Genomic DNA, 17,355 nt, shown 5'->3' with positions numbered 1-17,355 from the left:
CCAGCGTTCGTCCTGAGCCAGGATCAAACTCTCCATGAATGTTGGCTCGTAATCGAGCTAGCACCACGAAAGAGCGGAACAGATCGGACCGGAATATGGTCCGCTGTTCTCAGCGTCCTCGCTGTGTTCGCCCAGGCCGTCACACGTGACGACCCAGGACTTTTCAAAGGAACCACCAACCCACCAGAGGTGGGCCGGGGTATCAACATATCTGGCGTTGACTTTTGGCACGCTGTTGAGTTCTCAAGGAACGGACGCTTCCTTTGTACTCACCCACAGAACATCGTCTGGGGCTTTCCTCCGGGCTTTCGTTCGGTATTTCGTGTTTCCGACTCTATCAGACTCTTCCGTGTCCGACTTCCTCGGCGCTTTCCAGTTCTTCGCTTTCGCGTTTCCCTTTCCGGCGATTCCGACTTTATCAGAAGTTCTGAGTCGGAATTCCCGCCCCGTTCGGGTGGTCCCAGGCGCACCAGTGCGCCGGGCTTCCCGTTCAGGAGGAGCCGTAAACGTACTGGAGCGGGGCGCCCCGATGCAAATCGAGGTGCCCCGCTCCCAGTTGACGTGCTACGGCGGCGTCAGACCTCGACGACGACCGGCAGGATCATCGGACGCCGGCGGTAGGTGTCGGAGACCCACTTGCCCACTGTGCGGCGGATCAGCTGCTGGATCTGGTGCGTCTCCAGGACGCCGTCCTGGGCCGACTTGGCGATGGCCTCTTCCATCCGCGGGACGACGGCCGCGAAGGCCGAGTCGTCGATGCCGGAGCCGCGGGCGTGGATGTTCGGGCCGCCCACGATCTTGCCGGTCGCGGTGTCGACCACGACGAAGACCGAGATGAAACCCTCCTCGCCGAGGATCCGGCGGTCCTTGAGGTGGGTCTCGGTGACATCGCCGACCGAGAGGCCGTCGACGTACACATAGCCCGCCTGGACCTTGCCGACGATCTTCGCGCGGCCGTCGATCAGGTCGACCACCACGCCGTCCTCGGCGATGACGATGTGGTCCTTGGGGACGCCCGTGAGGGCTCCCAGCTCGGCGTTGGCGCGCAGGTGGCGCCATTCGCCGTGGACCGGCATCAGGTTCTTCGGCTTGCAGATGTTGTAAAAGTACAGGAGCTCGCCGGCCGAGGCGTGGCCCGAGACGTGGACCTTGGCGTTGCCCTTGTGGATGACGTTGGCGCCCCAGCGGGTCAGGCCGTTGATCACGCGGTAGACCGCGTTCTCGTTGCCCGGGATCAGGGAGGACGCCAGGATCACCGTGTCGCCCTGGACGATGCGGATCTGGTGGTCGCGGTTGGCCATCCGGGACAGGGCGGCCATCGGCTCGCCCTGCGAGCCGGTGCAGACGAGGACGACCTGGTGGTCGGGGAGGTCGTCGAGGGTCTTTACGTCGACCACCAGGCCGGCCGGGACCTTGAGGTAGCCCAGGTCGCGGGCGATGCCCATGTTCCTGACCATGGAGCGGCCGACGAAGGCGACGCGTCTGCCGTACTCGTGGGCCGCGTCGAGGATCTGCTGAATGCGGTGTACGTGGCTGGCGAAGCTGGCCACGATGATGCGCTTCTGGGCGTTCGCGAAGACCGTACGCAGGACATTCGAGATGTCGCGCTCGGGCGGGACGAAGCCCGGGACCTCGGCGTTCGTCGAGTCGGAGAGGAGGAGGTCGATTCCCTCCTCGCCGAGCTTCGCGAACTTCGGGAGGTCGGTGAGGCGGCGGTCCAGCGGGAGCTGGTCCATCTTGAAGTCGCCGGTGTGGACCACCATGCCCGCCGGGGTGCGGATGGCGACGGCCAGCGCGTCCGGGATGGAGTGGTTGACCGCCACGAACTCGCAGTCGAACGGGCCGACGCGCTCGCGGTGGCCCTCCGTGACCTCGAGCGTGTACGGGCGGATGCGGTGCTCCTGGAGCTTCGCCTCGATCAGGGCGAGGGTCAGCTTGGAGCCGATCAGCGGGATGTCCTGCTTCAGACGGAGCAGGAAGGGGACGCCGCCGATGTGGTCCTCGTGGCCGTGCGTGAGCACGATGCCTTCGATGTCGTCGAGGCGGTCCTTGATGGACGTGAAGTCCGGCAGGATCAGGTCGATGCCGGGCTGCTCCTCCTCGGGGAAGAGCACTCCGCAGTCGACGATGAGCAGGCGGCCGCCGTACTCGAAGACCGTCATGTTGCGGCCGATCTCGCCGAGACCGCCGAGCGGGGTGATGCGCAGGCCGCCCTTCGGGAGCTTGGGCGGGGTACCGAGTTCAGGATGCGGATGGCTCAAAAGACTCTCCTCACCACACACGCCACGTACCGCTGAGGCACGTGGCGCGCATGACATTCGTGCACTTGCTGTTGTGTGTGGGATTCCTGCGTATTCAGTTGTGAAGTCTGTGGTTAGAGCTCTACTCCACCGGCCGCGAGATCCCGCTTGAGCTGTGCCTCTTCGTCCGGCGTCAGCTCCACCATGGGGAGGCGCAGCGGGCCTCCGGGCAGGCCCTGGAGGGCAAGGGCGGCCTTGGTGGTGATGACGCCCTGGGTGCGGAACATGCCGGTGTAGACCGGGAGCAGCCGCTGGTGGATCTCCGTCGCCTTGCGTACGTCGCCGGCGAGGTGGGCTTCCAGGAGCGCGCGCAGCTCGGGGGTGACGACGTGGCCGACGACCGAGACGAAGCCGACGGCGCCGACGGAGAGGAGGGGCAGGTTCAGCATGTCGTCGCCGGAGTACCAGGCGAGGCCGCTCTGGGCGATGGCCCAGCTGGCGCGGCCGAGGTCGCCCTTGGCGTCCTTGTTGGCGACGATCCGCGGGTGCTCGGCCAGCCGGACGAGTGTCTCGGTGTTGATCGGCACACCGCTGCGGCCCGGAATGTCGTAGAGCATCACGGGGAGCCCGGTGGCGTCGGCGATGGCCGTGAAGTGGCGGAGCAGGCCCTCTTGCGGGGGCTTGTTGTAGTACGGCGTCACGGCGAGGAGGCCGTGTGCGCCGGTCTGCTCGGCGGCGCGGGCCAGCTCGACGCTGTGGCGGGTGTCGTTGGTGCCGACTCCGGCGACGACATGGGCCCGGTCTCCGACGGCTTCCAGTACAGCCCGTACGAGGTCGTTTTTCTCCGCGTCGCTGGTGGTCGGCGACTCGCCGGTGGTGCCGTTGACGATCAGCCCGTCGTTGCCGGCGTCCACCAGGTGGGCGGCGAGACGCTGGGCGCCGTCGAGGTCGAGTGCGCCGTCCGCCGTGAACGGCGTGACCATGGCGGTGAGGACCCGCCCGAAGGGGGTCTGCGAAGTGGAGATCGGAGCCATGGGTAACACGCTACTCGCTGCTCAACGCGTCGTGTCCCCTCGGGGGAGGTCGGACGTACGGGAAGTGGAACCCGACACTGCCTGCTCGGGGGTTCAAGCAGTGCCGGGTCCGTTTGATCAGCCTAGATGAAATTCTCGAACTGCGGCAATACGGACACTTCGGACTGTAGGTCCGTACATCTGTACTCCGGCCGGTGTCCAGGGCTTACGGCGCGACGCGTCCGTTGTTGTTGAAGGCCGCGTAGGTGAGGGGCATGAGCTTGGCCCAGTGGGCCTCCATCTGCTCTCCCACCATCTCGATCTCGCGCTGCGGGAAGGAGGGCACCTTCGCCAGCTCGTGCTGGGTGCGCAGGCCGAGGAAGTGCATGAGCGAGCGGGCGTTGCAGGTGGCGTACATCGAGGAGTACAGGCCTACGGGGAGGACCGCGCGGGCGACCTCGCGGGCGACCCCGGCGGCGAGCATGTCTTGGTATGCCTCGTACGACCGACGATAGGCGGCCTCCATGGCTTCGGTCACCGTCTGATGCTGCTTCGGCGTACCCGCCACGAACTCGTACTTGCCGGGACGGCCCTGCTGGACGAGCTTGCGCTCTCCTCCTGGCAGGTAGAAAACGGGCTCCAGCTCCCTGTAACGGCCCGATTCCTCGTTGTACGACCATCCGACGCGGTGGCGCATGAACTCGCGGAAGACGAAGATCGGGGCGCTGATGAAGAAGGTCATCGAGTTGTGTTCGAAGGGGCTGCCGTGACGATCCCGCATCAAGTAGTTGATGAGCCCTTTTGAGCGCTCGGGGTCCTTGTTGAGTTCTTCCAAGGACTGCTCGCCAGCGGTCGACACCCGGGCCGCCCACAAGACGTCAGAGTCACTGGCGGTGTGCTTCACCAGCTCCACTGTGACGTCACTCCGGAAGTGGGGCTTGGCTGTCTCATTGGGGGTGGGGGTCACCGATGGTCCTTCCATGTACATCTCTGGGCGCCCCACACTCTACGGGCCGGGGCCAGCGGTGACGGCCCGGCAGCACTCGGGGGACATTGTTCGGCCGATTCCGGGAAATCGGGCACCAAGCGACAGCTTTGTACGTCTGTCCCTGTAGAAGCCCAGGTACCAGATCAAAAATCAAAAGGAGTGAGCGCCCCATGTTGCGCCGGCGAGAGTCCGTCCCCTTCGCATTCGTTGCCGAGGCCGACCGATTCCGCAGTAACGTCACCCCTCCGCCCCCCGAACGTCCGAGTGCGTCCCAGGTCGTCGGACGTACGCTCATCGGTCTCACCGTCGTCGCCGGACTGGTCGGATCGCTGCTCTTCGGGGTTCCCGCCCTCGACCCGGCGCAGGCTCCGGGCGCGGCACAGAAGTCCGAGGCCGCTGACGGGCGCTGAGCGCCGTTGAGGGGCGCTGACTCGTCCGGGCCCCCTGGAGTGGCCCGGCGAAGACCTCCTCGGTAGCCTCACCGGGCACAGCCCAATCGAGCGTGCTGGTGAGTGAGGATCAGTCGTGCCCCTGCCCTTCCTGACGGCCGACCGTGCTTTCGAAGCGTCCGGTGAGACTTCCGACGATGTCGCGCTGCCCTTCGACGACCACGATCAATGGCGCAGGCCCTATCGCCCTGGGCCCTGGCGCGTAGGAGCGGCAGCCCTGCTGCTGCTCCTGGCGTCGTTCGTTCTGCTGGCGGCGATGGTTATCGCCTTTACGGGCGCGGTGCCGGGTGCGGGGGTCTGTCTGGGCCTCTCCCTGGTCGTGATCGCCTGCGCCCTGCGACTGCTGCGCGTCGGTGCCTGGGTCAGCCGGCACGGGCTGCGGCGCGTGCGGTTCTTCTCGACGACCACGGTGGCGTGGGACCGGGCGACGACCGTACGTACGGTCCAGCAGCCGGTGCGATGGCTCGGGCTGCCGCGCACGGTGCAGGGGCAGGCGCTCGTACTGGTATGGCAGAACGGTGAGCGGCTGCAGCTGCTAACCGATCACAACGCCGATTTCCTGTCGCGGGTGGAGGCCTTCGACCGGGCGGCCGACACGGTGGAGGCCTGGGGCGACGAATACCGGCCGGTCTGAGCGGCGGTAGCGCATGCGAAAGGGGGCGTCCGATCCGGTCGGACGCCCCCTTTCGCGTGGGCCTACCTGCCCTCGTGCAGCGCGATCGCCCGCTGCATCGCCTTGCGGGCGCGCGGGGTGTCCCGCGCGTCGTAATAGGCGATCGCCAGCCGGAACCAGGAGCGCCAGTCGTCCGGGGCGTCCTCGGTCTCGGCGCGGCGCCGGGCGAAGACTTCGTCGGCGGAGTCGCGGTCGATGCGGCCACTGGGCGTACGTGCCAGCTCGTCGACGGGCAGGCCGCCCTCGGCCTCCAGCTTCGCGGACAGTGCGTCCGCCTTGCGGGCGAACTGTGTGGTCTGCCAGAGGAACCAGATGCCGATGGCCGGGAGGACCAGCACCGCGACGCCGAAGGTGACGGTGAGGGCGGTGCCTTCCCGGATGAGGAAGTACCCGCGGCTGCCGGCCAGGAAGAAGTAGACGACCAGGACGGCGGCGAGGGCGAAGTAGGTAATTTTTGCGCGCATGGGTGTTGCTGCCGTCAGTTCAGGTCGAGGAAGTTTTCCAGGCCGAAGGTGAGGCCGGGAGTGGTCACCACGCGGCGCGCGCCGAGCAGGATGCCCGGCATGAAGCTGCTGTGGTGCAGGGAGTCGTGACGGATCGTCAGCGTCTCGCCCTCGCTGCCGAGGAGTACTTCCTGGTGGGCGAGGAGGCCGCGCAGGCGAATGGCGTGTACGGGTACGCCGTCCACGTCCGCGCCGCGGGCGCCGTCCAGCGCGGTGGTCGTGGCGTCCGGCTGGGGGGCGCTGCCGGCCTCGGCGCGTGCCGCCGCGATGAGCTGGGCGGTGCGGGTCGCGGTGCCCGAGGGGGCGTCGGCCTTGTTCGGGTGGTGCAGCTCGACGACCTCGACGGACTCGAAGTACGGGGCCGCCTGCTGGGCGAACTTCATGGTGAGGACGGCGCCGATGGAGAAGTTGGGCGCGATGAGCACGCCCGTCTCCGGGAAGGTGGCGAGCCAGGAGCGGAGCTGCGCGAGGCGTTCGTCGGTCCAGCCGGTGGTGCCGACGACGGCGTGGATGCCGTGGCGTACGCAGAAGTCGAGGTTGCCCATCACCGATGCGGGGGTGGTCAGCTCGACGACGACCTGGGCGTCGGCTTCGACGAGGGCTTCGAGCTTGTCGCCCCGGCTCAGCGCCGCCACCAGTTCCATGTCGCCGGCGGCCTCGACGGCCCGTACGGCCTCGGAGCCGATACGGCCCTTGGCACCGAGAACGGCCACGCGCAGCTTGCTCATTGCTTGCTTCTTTCTGTCTGACGTCTCTAGGCGACTGTTTCGTGCAGGCGGTCGGCCTGCTTGTCCTTCAGCGGGCCGATGACCGACAGCGAGGGACGGTGGCCCAGGACTTCGGCGGCCACCTCCCGTACGTCGTCGGGCGTCACTGCCGCCATCCGGGCGAGCATGTCGTCGACGGAGATGTGGTCGCCCCACGCCAGCTCGCTCTTGCCGATGCGGTTCATGAGCGCGCCGGTGTCCTCCAGGCCGAGGACGGTGGAGCCGGAGAGCTGGCCGACGGCGCGGTCGATCTCCTCGTCGGGCAGACCGTCCGCGGCGACCTTCTCCAGCTCGTCGCGGCAGATCTTGAGTACGTCGTGGACCTGTCCCGGCCGGCAGCCGGCGTACACCCCGAAGAGGCCGCAGTCGGCGAAGCTGGAGGTGTACGAGTACACGCTGTAGGCCAGGCCGCGCTTCTCCCGTACCTCCTGGAAGAGGCGGGACGACATGCCGCCGCCGAGAGCCGTGTTCAGTACGCCCATCGCCCAGCGGCGGTCGTCGGTGCGGGACAGGCCCGGCATGCCGAGGACGACGTGTGCCTGCTCCGTCTTGCGGTTCAGGTGCTCGACGCGGCCCGCCGTACGGATGACGCGGGAGCCGTCGCGCGGGTCGAGCGGGACCGCGTCCGTGCGGGACAGGGCGCCGGCCCGCTCGAAGGCCTTGCGGACCTGGCGTACGACGGTGGCGTGATCGATGTTGCCCGCGGCCGCGACGACGAGGTGCGTCGGGTCGTAGTGCTTCTTGTAGAAGCGGCGGATGCGGTCGGCGGAGAGCGCCTCGACGGTGTCGACGGTGCCGAGGACCGGGCGGCCCAGCGGGGTGTCGCCGAACATCGTCTTGGCGAACAGGTCGTGGACGACGTCGCCCGGGTCGTCCTCGGTCATCGCGATCTCTTCGAGGATGACGCCGCGCTCGGCGTCGACGTCCTCGGCCCTGATCAGGGACCCCGTCAGCATGTCGCAGACGATGTCGATGGCGAGGGGGAGGTTGGTGTCCAGTACACGTGCGTAGTAGCAGGTGTACTCCTTCGCCGTGAAGGCGTTCATCTCGCCGCCGACCGCGTCGATCGCGGACGAGATGTCGAGGGCACTGCGCTTCTCGGTGCCCTTGAAGAGGAGATGCTCCAGGTAGTGCGTCGCGCCGTTCAGCGAGGGCGTCTCGTCGCGGGAGCCGACATGCGCCCAGATGCCGAAGGTGGCGGAGCGTACGGAGGGCAGGGTCTCGGTGACGACGCGCAGGCCACCGGGGAGGGTGGTCCTGCGGACGGTGCCGATGCCGTTCTGGCCCTTGAGCAGTGTTTGGGTACGGGCGACGGCCCGCCCCTCCGAAGAGGTGCGGGCCGTCGTCACGGAACTACGGGACGTCACTTGTCGGCGTCGTCCTTCTCGGCCTCGGAGCCCTCTTCGCCCTCGATCACGGGGACGAGGGAGAGCTTGCCGCGGGAGTCGATCTCGGCGATCTCGACCTGGACCTTCTGGCCCACACCGAGGACGTCCTCGACGTTCTCCACGCGCTTGCCGCCGGCGAGCTTGCGGATCTGCGAGATGTGGAGCAGACCGTCCTTGCCGGGCATCAGGGAGACGAAGGCACCGAAGGTGGTGGTCTTGACGACCGTACCCAGGTAGCGCTCGCCGACCTCCGGCATGGTCGGGTTCGCGATCGCGTTGATCGTCGCGCGGGCCGCCTCGGCCTGCGAGCCGACCTGGGCACCGATGTAGATGGTGCCGTCGTCCTCGATCGTGATATCCGCGCCGGTGTCCTCCTGGATCTGGTTGATCATCTTGCCCTTGGGGCCGATGACCTCACCGATCTTGTCCACGGGGATCTTGACGGTGATGATCCGCGGGGCGTTGGGGGACATCTCGTCCGGCGTGTCGATCGCTTCCATCATCACGTCGAGGATGTGAAGGCGGGCGTCGCGGGCCTGCTTGAGGGCCGCGGCCAGGACGGAGGCCGGGATGCCGTCCAGCTTGGTGTCGAGCTGGAGGGCGGTGACGAATTCCTTCGTACCGGCGACCTTGAAGTCCATGTCACCGAACGCGTCCTCGGCGCCGAGGATGTCGGTGAGGGCGACGTAGTGCGTCTTGCCGTCGATCTCCTGCGAGATCAGGCCCATGGCGATACCGGCGACGGGGGCCTTGAGCGGCACACCGGCGTTCAGCAGCGACATGGTGGAGGCGCAGACCGAGCCCATGGACGTCGAGCCGTTGGAGCCGAGAGCCTCGGACACCTGGCGGATCGCGTACGGGAACTCCTCGCGCGTCGGCAGCACCGGCACGATGGCGCGCTCAGCGAGCGCGCCGTGGCCGATCTCGCGGCGCTTGGGCGAGCCCACGCGGCCGGTCTCACCGACGGAGTACGGCGGGAAGTTGTAGTTGTGCATGTAGCGCTTGCGGGTCACCGGGGAAAGGGTGTCCAGCTGCTGCTCCATCCGGAGCATGTTGAGGGTGGTGACGCCCAGGATCTGGGTCTCGCCACGCTCGAACAGCGCCGAGCCGTGCACGCGCGGGATGGCCTCGACCTCGGCGGCGAGCGTACGGATGTCCGTGACGCCACGGCCGTCGATGCGGACCTTGTCCTTGATGACGCGCTCGCGGACCAGGTGCTTGGTCAGCGCGCGGTACGCACCGGAGATCTCCTTCTCGCGGCCCTCGAACTGCGGGAGCAGCTTCTCGGCGGCGATCTCCTTGATGCGGTCGAGCTCGTTCTCGCGGTCCTGCTTGCCGGCGATGGTGAGCGCCTGCGTGAGCTCGGACTTGACGGCGGCGGTCAGCGCCTCCAGCACGTCGTCCTGGTACTCGAGGAAGACCGGGAACTCGCCGGTGGGCTTGGCAGCCTTGGCGGCGAGGTCCGACTGGGCCTTGCAGAGGACCTTGATGAACGGCTTCGCGGCCTCGAGACCGGCGGCGACGATCTCCTCGGTCGGGGCGTCGGCGCCGTCCGCGACGAGCTGGACCGTCTTCTCGGTGGCCTCGGCCTCGACCATCATGATCGCGACGTCGCCGTCCTCCAGGACGCGACCGGCGACGACCATGTCGAAGACGGCGTCCTCGAGCTCGGTGTGCGTCGGGAACGCGACCCACTGGCCCTTGATCAGGGCGACACGGGTGGCGCCGATCGGGCCGGAGAAGGGCAGGCCCGCCAGGATCGTGGAGCAGGAGGCGGCGTTGATCGCGACCACGTCGTACAGGTGGTCGGGGTTGAGCGCCATGATCGTCTCGACGATCTGGATCTCGTTGCGCAGGCCCTTCCTGAAGGAGGGGCGCAGCGGGCGGTCGATCAGGCGGCAGGTGAGGATCGCGTCCTCGGAGGGCCGGCCCTCACGACGGAAGAAGGAGCCGGGGATCTTTCCGGCTGCGTACATCCGCTCCTCGACGTCCACCGTCAGGGGGAAGAAGTCGAGCTGGTCCTTGGGCTTCTTGGAAGCGGTGGTGGCCGACATCACCATGGTGTCGTCGTCCAGGTACGCCACGGCGGAGCCGGCGGCCTGCTTGGCCAGGCGGCCCGTCTCGAAGCGGATGGTGCGGGTGCCGAAGGAACCGTTGTCAATGACGGCCTCGGCGTAGTGGGTCTCGTTCTCCACTAGCGTTATCTCCGATACTTTTCGTCTTTCGTCCCCGTCGCCCGTGTGGCGGGGGGACAGTGGCGGAGAAGCGCTTCAGCTGCGGGCCGGTCTTCGATCGAAGACCCCGGTGTCGATGTGCTCCGGGGGCCACTACCGAGGACCGGCGGCGGGGAAGCCGCTTCTCGCTGGTGCTTCTGTGTTGCGTTGTACGACCAGACTACTGAGCGTCCGGTACGTCTCGCACGTACAGCAAAGGGAGCGGTCCCCTAGAAGTGGGGTACCGCTCCCTTCACGACGTCCGTCTTACTTGGCGCCGCCGGCCGCGCCACGGCGGATGCCGAGGCGGTCGACCAGGGCACGGAAGCGCTGGATGTCCTTCTTGGCCAGGTACTGCAGCAGGCGGCGACGCTGGCCGACCAGGATCAGCAGACCACGACGGGAGTGGTGGTCGTGCTTGTGCGTCTTCAGGTGCTCGGTCAGGTCCGAGATCCGGCGCGAAAGCATGGCGACCTGGACCTCGGGGGAGCCGGTGTCGCCTTCCTTCTGAGCGAACTCGGTCATGATCTGCTTCTTCGTAGCGGCGTCGAGCGGCACGCGTACTCCTCTTGGTCTTCGTATTGCCAGCGAGTGCCCCAGGTCGAATTCTCTGGGGAGCTTCCGTTACTCGGGAGGCGGGGATCCGCTGGGCGCAGCCTCCGGAGGTCCGGGGGCGCATACACAAGCGGCCGTCATGCAGCTTACCAGCAGAAGCGAGTGCCCCTGACGGCGGGCCGCACGGGTCAGAAGCCGCCGCGGACCTTGGCGTACACGTCGAGGACCGCCAGGCAGATCGGGATGAGGGAGAGCAGCACCAGCGAGTCGGCCAGGTCCAGCATGCGGCCCCAGAAGGGAGAGAGGCCCTTCTGCGGAACGATCAGGGCGATCGCGATCAGGAGCATCGCGCCGGCCGCGACGGAGGCGCCGAGCCACAGGGTCCGTACGTCGATGCCCGCGGAGTTGCCCTGGGCGAGGTCCGCGATGATCCCGAGCGGCGGCGAGATCGCGAGGCCGAGGATCAGCAGGCCCATCGTGAGGACGCCGGCCACCAGCAGGCACGTGACCTGCGCGGTGTAGCGGAACAGGCGTGCCCGGAGCATCGCGGCGAGGCCGGTGACCAGGGCCATGAGCTGGGCCCAGCCGCTGTCACTGAAGCCGAGCACCGCGCCGCCCGCGCCGAGGATGACGACGGCGCAGCCGCCGACGAGGCCGAGCAGCAGCTCGTGGCCGCGGCTGGTCTGGGCGACGATGCGCTGTACGTCGACGGCTTCGAGGTTGCCCTCCTGGCCCTCGCGGCGGGCCCTGGCCAGGTCCTCCGGGTTGCGGAAGCCGATCGGCAGCTTGGCGAAGCGGGCCGACCAGCCGGGCAGGAAGCCGACGACGGCCAGGGCGACGACCGAGGTGACGGCGGCGATCTCGCGGGGCTGTGCCTCGGTGAGTACTCCGCCGAACGCGGCGAGGGTGCCGATCGCGGCGGCCAGCGCGGCGGCGACGAACGGGGCGTCCCCCTGCGGCAGCAGCATGATCAGTACGACGGAGAAGAGCAGTACGGCGACGCAGCCGACCAGGAACTGCAACCTCCCCGGTCCTTCACCGGCATCCTGCGGGATGACACCGGAGCCCGCGATGAGCGCGTGCGGCAGTGCGGCGATGCCCAGGGCGACGGCGGAGGCTCGGTCGTCGTACACCCGGCCGCGTACACCCGCGAGGGCCGTCAGCGTCAGCGCGACCACGCCGGCGACGATGCCCTGGAGGCCGTGCATGTCGTGCCGCAGCGGGTCCGCGAACCAGAACACGAAGCCGAGCATCGCCAGCAGCAGTACGCCGGAGACGAGACCCGCGACGCGCATCAGGTTGTCGTTCCAGCCGCGCAGGTCCTGCTTGACGGCGGTGGCGACCGCGTCGACCACGTCGTCGTGGACGGCCGGCGGCAGCGAGTCGGCGAACGTGCGCAGCAGCAGCACCTCGCCGTCCCTGATCCGGTGTTCCAGCAACGACCGGCTCGCGTCGAGCACATGGCCGTCGCGGCGTACAAGGTGGTAGCCGGCGAGGCTGCCGTCGGACTGGACCATGCCGGAGAGCCTGATGATCTCCGGGTAGATGTCCTGGATCGGCAGGTCCTCCGGCAGCGCCACATCAATACGACTGTCCGGCGCTGCGACGGTGACTCGGCAGAAACCCGTCGATGTGCCCGTGCTCACCTGGTAGTTCCCCCTGCTAGACAAGCTTCTTTACGCCGCTCGTACGACGCGGAGCGCCACCTTATCGTCCGCTCCGGGGGTCACAGGTCCCGCCTCCCTCATTCCTCCTCGCACTCCCCCGCATCTCCACGCTCCTGCCTCCCTGCGCGCTCTGGCGTAACAGTAGGATCAACGGCTACGCGTGCCTGCTCTTTGGGCCGGGGGCCCGGGGTTTGCACCCGGAAGAAGACACAGCAATCGCGAAGGATGAGTGCATCGGTGAGCGTCGTCATCATCAAACGGCAGCCGCGGGTCCAGCCGCCTGCTGTCCCGGACGGCGAGGTGAAGCTGGAGACGCCGCCCGAGATTCCGCGGGAGGGCGACGACGGTGTGCTGATGAACCTGCTGCCGATGATGGGCATGCTGGGTTCCGTCGGCTTCTTCTTCATGCCGAACCTGCCTCCCTATATGCGGGTGGTCGGCGGGCTGATGCTGGCCTCGACCCTCGCCATGGGCATCGCCCAGTTCGCCAAGTCCCGGCAGGGCGGCGGCGCGGGGATGGCGCAGGACCGGCGTGACTACTTCCGCTACCTGGAGCAGGTCCGCAAGGACGTGCACAAGACCGCTGAACTGCAGCGGCGTACGCAGCTTTTCCAGCACCCGGACCCGGACCAGCTGTGGGCGCTGGCCGCGGACGGCAAGCGGCTGTGGGAACGGCGCCCGACCGACGCCGACTTCGCGTCCGTACGCATGGGGCTCGGCAGCCAGCAGCTGGCAACTCCGCTGGCGGCGCCGGAGACGGCGCCCAAGGAGGAGCTGGAGCCGCTGACGGCGGCGGCCATGAAGGCGTTCCTCGACGCCCACGGAAGTCTCGCCGATCTGCCCGTGTCGGTTTCGCTGCGCGCCTTCTACCACGTGGTACTGGCCGGGGACAGCGACACCGTCTACGGCAACGCCCGCGCGGCGATCGCCCAGCTCACGACGCTGCACTCGCCCGAGGACCTCATGGTCGCCGTGGTCGCGCACCCCTCCGCCGCCGTGGACTGGGACTGGATCAAGTGGCTGCCGCACAGCCAGCATCCGAAGGCCAAGGACGGAGCGGGCTCGGCCCGGCTCCTCTTCGACGACCTCGGTGAGCTGGAGGAGGCGCTGGAGGACCAGCTTGCCGACCGGCCGCGCTGGAACCGGGACGCGAACCCCGTCTATGACCAGCCGCACCTGATCGTGGTGCTCGACGGCGGCACCGTACCGCCGGACTCGGGACTCGCCGGCACGGAAGGTCTTCAGGGCGTCACCTTCCTGGAGATCGCCCCCGGCGAGCTGGAGGACGAGCTGCGGGGGAATCTGACGGCGTATCTGAAGCCGAACCGCATGCAGCTCTACGTGGGCCACGAGTCGGCGTACAGCGGCAAGCCCGACGTGCTGAGCCCGGAGCAGGCCGACTCGCTGGCGAGGCAGCTCGCCGCCTTCCGGGTGGGCACCGCCGAGGAGGGTGAGCCCCTCCTGTCGAACCTGGACTTCACCGACCTCATGGGTATCGGTGACGCGGGTTCCGTCGACGTCTCGCGCACCTGGCGTCCGCGCACGCTGCACGAGCGGCTGCGGGTGCCGATCGGTATCGGCGAGAGCGGCGAGCCGGTCATGCTCGACCTCAAGGAGGCGTCGCAGGAGGGCATGGGCCCGCACGGTCTGTGTGTCGGCGCGACCGGTTCCGGAAAGTCGGAGCTGCTGCGTACGCTCGTACTCGGCCTCGCGGTGACGCACTCCTCGGAGACGCTGAACTTCATCCTCGCGGACTTCAAGGGCGGCGCGACCTTCGCCGGTATGGCGGACATGCCGCACACCGCGGCCGTCATCACCAACCTGGCCGACGACCTCACGCTCGTCGACCGTATGCGTGACTCGATCACCGGTGAGATGCAGCGCCGCCAGGAGCTGCTGCGTACGGCGGGCAACTACTCCAACCTGCATGACTACGAGAAGGCGCGGGCCGCGGGGGCCGCGCTGGAGCCGATGGCCTCGCTGGTGATCGTGCTCGACGAGTTCTCCGAACTGCTCACGGCCAAGCCGGACTTCATCGACATGTTCATCCAGATCGGCCGCATCGGCCGTTCGCTGGGTGTGCACCTGTTGCTCGCCTCGCAGCGCCTCGAAGAGGGCAAGCTGCGGGGTCTGGACACGTATCTGTCGTACCGGATCGGTCTGCGTACGTTCTCCGCCGCCGAGTCGCGCACGGCGATCGGTGTCCCGGACGCGTACCACCTGCCGTCGATTCCCGGGTCCGGCTATCTGCGGTACGACACCGACACCATGGTCCGCTTCAAGGCGGCGTACGTGTCGGGCGCCTACCACGGTGAGGGCCCCTCCCGCGTGCACCGTTCCACTCAGCTTCGGCCCGCGCTGTTCACGGCGCAGCACGTGGCGCTGCCGCCGCAGCCCGTGATCGAGGAGCCCGAGGCCGACAACCGGGTGGACGACGCGCTTGCCGACACCGTCCTGGACGTCATCGTCGCCAAGATGGAGAACCAGGGGCCGCCGGCCCACCAGGTGTGGCTGCCGCCGCTGGAGGAGGCGCCTTCGCTGGAGCAGCTGCTGCCGGCGCTGGCCGTCACGGCGGAGCGCGGGCTGACCGCGCCGGAGTACACCGCGCTCGGCCGGCTCAACGTGCCGGTCGGTCTGGTGGACAAGCCGTTCGAGCAGCGGCGTGACGTGCTGTACCGGGACTTCGCGGGTGGGGCGGGCCACGGTCTGTTCGTGGGTGGTCCGCAGTCCGGCAAGTCGACTCTGCTGCGTACGCTCATCTCGTCGTTCGCCTTCACGCACACGCCGAGCGAAGTGCAGTTCTACTGCCTGGACTTCGGTGGTGGCGGTCTGATCGCGATGGAGGACCTGGCACACGTCGGCGGGGTCGCGAACCGGCTCGACGGCGAGAAGGTACGCCGTACGGTCAGCGAGGTCGAGGGCATCCTCAACGCGCGCGAGGAGTACTTCCGCGCGAACAACGTCGACTCGATCCAGACGTACCGGCAGCGCCGGGCGGCGGGACAGCTCCCCGACCAGCCGTGGGGTGACGTCTTCCTCGTCATCGACGGCTGGGCGACGTTCAAGACGGACTACGAGATGCTCGAGGCGAGCATCACGGACATCGCGATGCGCGGTCTCGGCTTCGGTGTGCACGTGATCCTGACGGCGAGCCGCTACACGGAGGTGCGGCCCGCGCTCAAGGACATGCTGCAGAACCGCATCGAGCTGCGGCTGGGTGACCCGACGGAGTCGGAGATCGACCGCAAGGTGGCGCAGAACGTACCGGCGTCCGTACCGGGCCGTGGTCTGAGCCCGGACAAGCTGCACTTCATGACGGCGCTGCCGCGGGTCGACGGGTCCTCGGAGACGGAGGACCTGGCGGAGGCCACGGCCGTACTCATCCGGGGCATCAACGAGAACTGGCAGGGCAATCCGGCTCCCGCCGTGCGGCTGCTGCCGAGGCTCCTGGAGGCGGACCGGCTGCCCAAGGGCTTCGAGCACCCGGAGCGCGGTGTCGCCTTCGGTATCGACGAGTCGGCGCTCGCGCCGGTGTTCATCGACTTCGAGACGGACCCGCACTTCATCGTGTTCGGTGAGAGCGAGTCGGGTAAGTCGGCGGTGCTGCGGCTGCTCATCAAGCAGATCACCGAGCGCTACACGCCCGACCAGGCGAAGATCGTCATGGGTGACTACCGGCGTGCGCACCTGGAGGCCGTACCGGAGTCGCACCTGTCGCGCTACTGCGCTTCGGCGCCGGCGCTGACGGAGACGCTGGAGGGCCTCGCCGGGTCGCTCAGCCGCCGGATGCCGGGGCCGGACGTCACGCCGGAGCAGCTTCGCAACCGAAGCTGGTACAACAGCCCGGACGCGTACGTCATCATCGACGACTACGACCTGGTGGCGACCGGCATGAACCCGCTGTCGCCGCTGGTGGAGTACCTGCCGTACGCCCGTGACGTGCCTGCACATCATCATCGCGCGCTCGGCGGGCGGCGCGAGCCGGTCGCTGTACGAGCCGGTGATGCAGCGTCTGCGGGAGCTCGGGGCGCAGGGTCTGGTGATGTCCGGCGACCGGTCGGAGGGTGCGCTGCTGGGCAACATCTCACCGTCGCAGCTGCCGCCGGGGCGTGGGTACTTCCACACGCGACGGCGCAGCGGGCAGATGGTCCAGGTGGGCTGGCTGCCGTCGCGGTTCTGATCTCTGCTGCTGGTGGACACGTGTGAGGGGCGGGCGCCCATGAGGGTGCCCGCCCCTCAGGCTTTCCCGCACGCTTTCCCGCACGCATGTCCCTTGGAAGCGGTGCGGCTGCGGCATTAGGCTGACGGCGCGACAGACGGTCGTACTACAGGGGGAAGTTGCGGTGGGGGACGACACGATGAGGGCCGATGCGTCGGTCCTCAAGGGCGAGGGCTTCCACATGTTCGAGGTGGGCCAGGACTTCGCCATCGCCGCGAGGGCGCTGTTCGAAGGCCTGAACGCCATCGAGAAGGGTTCGGGCAAGACGCCGCCGTGGGGCGACGACGAGATGGGCGAGTACTTCGGCGTTGTCTACGAAGGTCTGCGCGACGGCATGAAGGACTCGATGCCGAGCCTGGCGAAGCGGATCGCGGGCATGGGCATGAAGTTCACCGCGATGGGCGTGCGGCACGAGAAGCATGAGCTGGGAGAGGACGCGAAGTACGCGGCTCTCCGGGCCCAGCAGGATGCCGATGTCGGCTCGAAGGTGGACAACCTCAAGTCGGTCTGACGCGCCTTGTGGCCGACGACCGGGTCTGACCGTGGCCGAACTTCCCACACAAGGCAGACGCGAGTCGGGCAAGGACCCATGACCTCCGAGCAGGCTCTCGCACAAGGCCATCGCCCTCTACCGACGACAGCACCAGCCGGCCGCCTGAGAGGCTCAGACGCTGCACAGC

General features: G+C 68.1%; 12 protein-coding genes and 1 pseudogene. 4 read left to right on the top strand and 9 right to left on the bottom strand.

What is annotated here, in order from left to right; genetic code table 11:
* Positions 1-575: 575 nt before the first annotated feature.
* The 3 genes from G412_RS0127255 to thyX form a co-directional block, all read right to left on the bottom strand.
* Positions 576-2,261: a ribonuclease J gene (locus G412_RS0127255; RefSeq protein WP_028814839.1), complete on the bottom strand. Its 1,686-nt coding sequence runs from the start codon at positions 2,259-2,261 to the stop codon at positions 576-578.
* Positions 2,262-2,374: 113 nt separating this feature from the next.
* Entirely contained in the window at positions 2,375-3,274 is a 900-nt protein-coding gene (gene dapA, locus G412_RS0127250; protein WP_028814838.1) for a 4-hydroxy-tetrahydrodipicolinate synthase, read from the bottom strand.
* A 205-nt stretch (positions 3,275-3,479) separates the two neighbouring features.
* On the bottom strand, positions 3,480-4,220 hold the full coding sequence (gene thyX, locus G412_RS0127245; RefSeq protein WP_028814837.1) for an FAD-dependent thymidylate synthase: 741 nt from the start codon (positions 4,218-4,220) through the stop codon (positions 3,480-3,482).
* Positions 4,221-4,411: 191 nt separating this feature from the next.
* Here thyX and G412_RS0127240 point away from each other — a divergent pair, with 191 nt between their 5' ends.
* The gene (locus G412_RS0127240; RefSeq protein ID WP_028814836.1) at positions 4,412-4,651 is read left to right on the top strand and encodes a hypothetical protein; all 240 of its coding nucleotides are present in this window, start codon (positions 4,412-4,414) and stop codon (positions 4,649-4,651) included.
* Positions 4,652-4,766: 115 nt separating this feature from the next.
* Entirely contained in the window at positions 4,767-5,324 is a 558-nt protein-coding gene (locus tag G412_RS0127235; RefSeq protein ID WP_028814835.1) for a hypothetical protein, read from the top strand.
* Between the two features lie 62 nt (positions 5,325-5,386).
* Here G412_RS0127235 and G412_RS0127230 read toward each other — a convergent pair whose 3' ends face one another.
* From G412_RS0127230 to eccD, 6 genes are all read right to left on the bottom strand, one after another.
* Positions 5,387-5,827 carry a tetratricopeptide repeat protein gene (locus G412_RS0127230; protein ID WP_028814834.1) on the bottom strand — a complete coding sequence of 147 codons (441 nt, stop codon included), beginning with the start codon at positions 5,825-5,827 and terminating at the stop codon, positions 5,387-5,389.
* A gap of 14 nt (positions 5,828-5,841) precedes the next feature.
* Positions 5,842-6,594 (bottom strand): 4-hydroxy-tetrahydrodipicolinate reductase, encoded by a 753-nt coding sequence (dapB, locus tag G412_RS0127225; protein ID WP_028814833.1) that lies wholly within the window; start codon positions 6,592-6,594, stop codon positions 5,842-5,844.
* Between the two features lie 26 nt (positions 6,595-6,620).
* Positions 6,621-8,000, bottom strand: coding sequence for a M16 family metallopeptidase (locus tag G412_RS0127220; protein ID WP_028814832.1), 1,380 nt, complete (start codon positions 7,998-8,000; stop codon positions 6,621-6,623).
* Positions 7,997-10,216 (bottom strand): polyribonucleotide nucleotidyltransferase, encoded by a 2,220-nt coding sequence (locus G412_RS0127215; RefSeq protein WP_028814831.1) that lies wholly within the window; start codon positions 10,214-10,216, stop codon positions 7,997-7,999. Before G412_RS0127215 ends, G412_RS0127220 begins: the two co-directional genes overlap by 4 nt.
* 285 nt (positions 10,217-10,501) lie before the next feature.
* On the bottom strand, positions 10,502-10,792 hold the full coding sequence (gene rpsO, locus G412_RS0127210) for a 30S ribosomal protein S15 (protein WP_018551846.1): 291 nt from the start codon (positions 10,790-10,792) through the stop codon (positions 10,502-10,504).
* 185 nt (positions 10,793-10,977) lie between these two features.
* On the bottom strand, positions 10,978-12,435 hold the full coding sequence (eccD, locus tag G412_RS0127205; protein ID WP_028814830.1) for a type VII secretion integral membrane protein EccD: 1,458 nt from the start codon (positions 12,433-12,435) through the stop codon (positions 10,978-10,980).
* A gap of 258 nt (positions 12,436-12,693) precedes the next feature.
* Between eccD and eccCa the strand changes: the two are divergent.
* Both eccCa and G412_RS0127195 read left to right on the top strand, forming a co-directional pair.
* Positions 12,694-16,636, top strand: a pseudogene (eccCa, locus tag G412_RS36205) (type VII secretion protein EccCa).
* A gap of 178 nt (positions 16,637-16,814) precedes the next feature.
* Positions 16,815-17,186 carry a hypothetical protein gene (locus G412_RS0127195; RefSeq protein ID WP_037650023.1) on the top strand — a complete coding sequence of 124 codons (372 nt, stop codon included), beginning with the start codon at positions 16,815-16,817 and terminating at the stop codon, positions 17,184-17,186.
* Positions 17,187-17,355: the final 169 nt, after the last annotated feature.

The sequence above is a fragment of the Streptomyces flavidovirens DSM 40150 genome, from assembly GCF_000429085.1.
Lineage (GTDB): Bacteria > Actinomycetota > Actinomycetes > Streptomycetales > Streptomycetaceae > Streptomyces > Streptomyces flavidovirens.
This window is presented reverse-complemented; position numbering and strand designations above follow the sequence as displayed.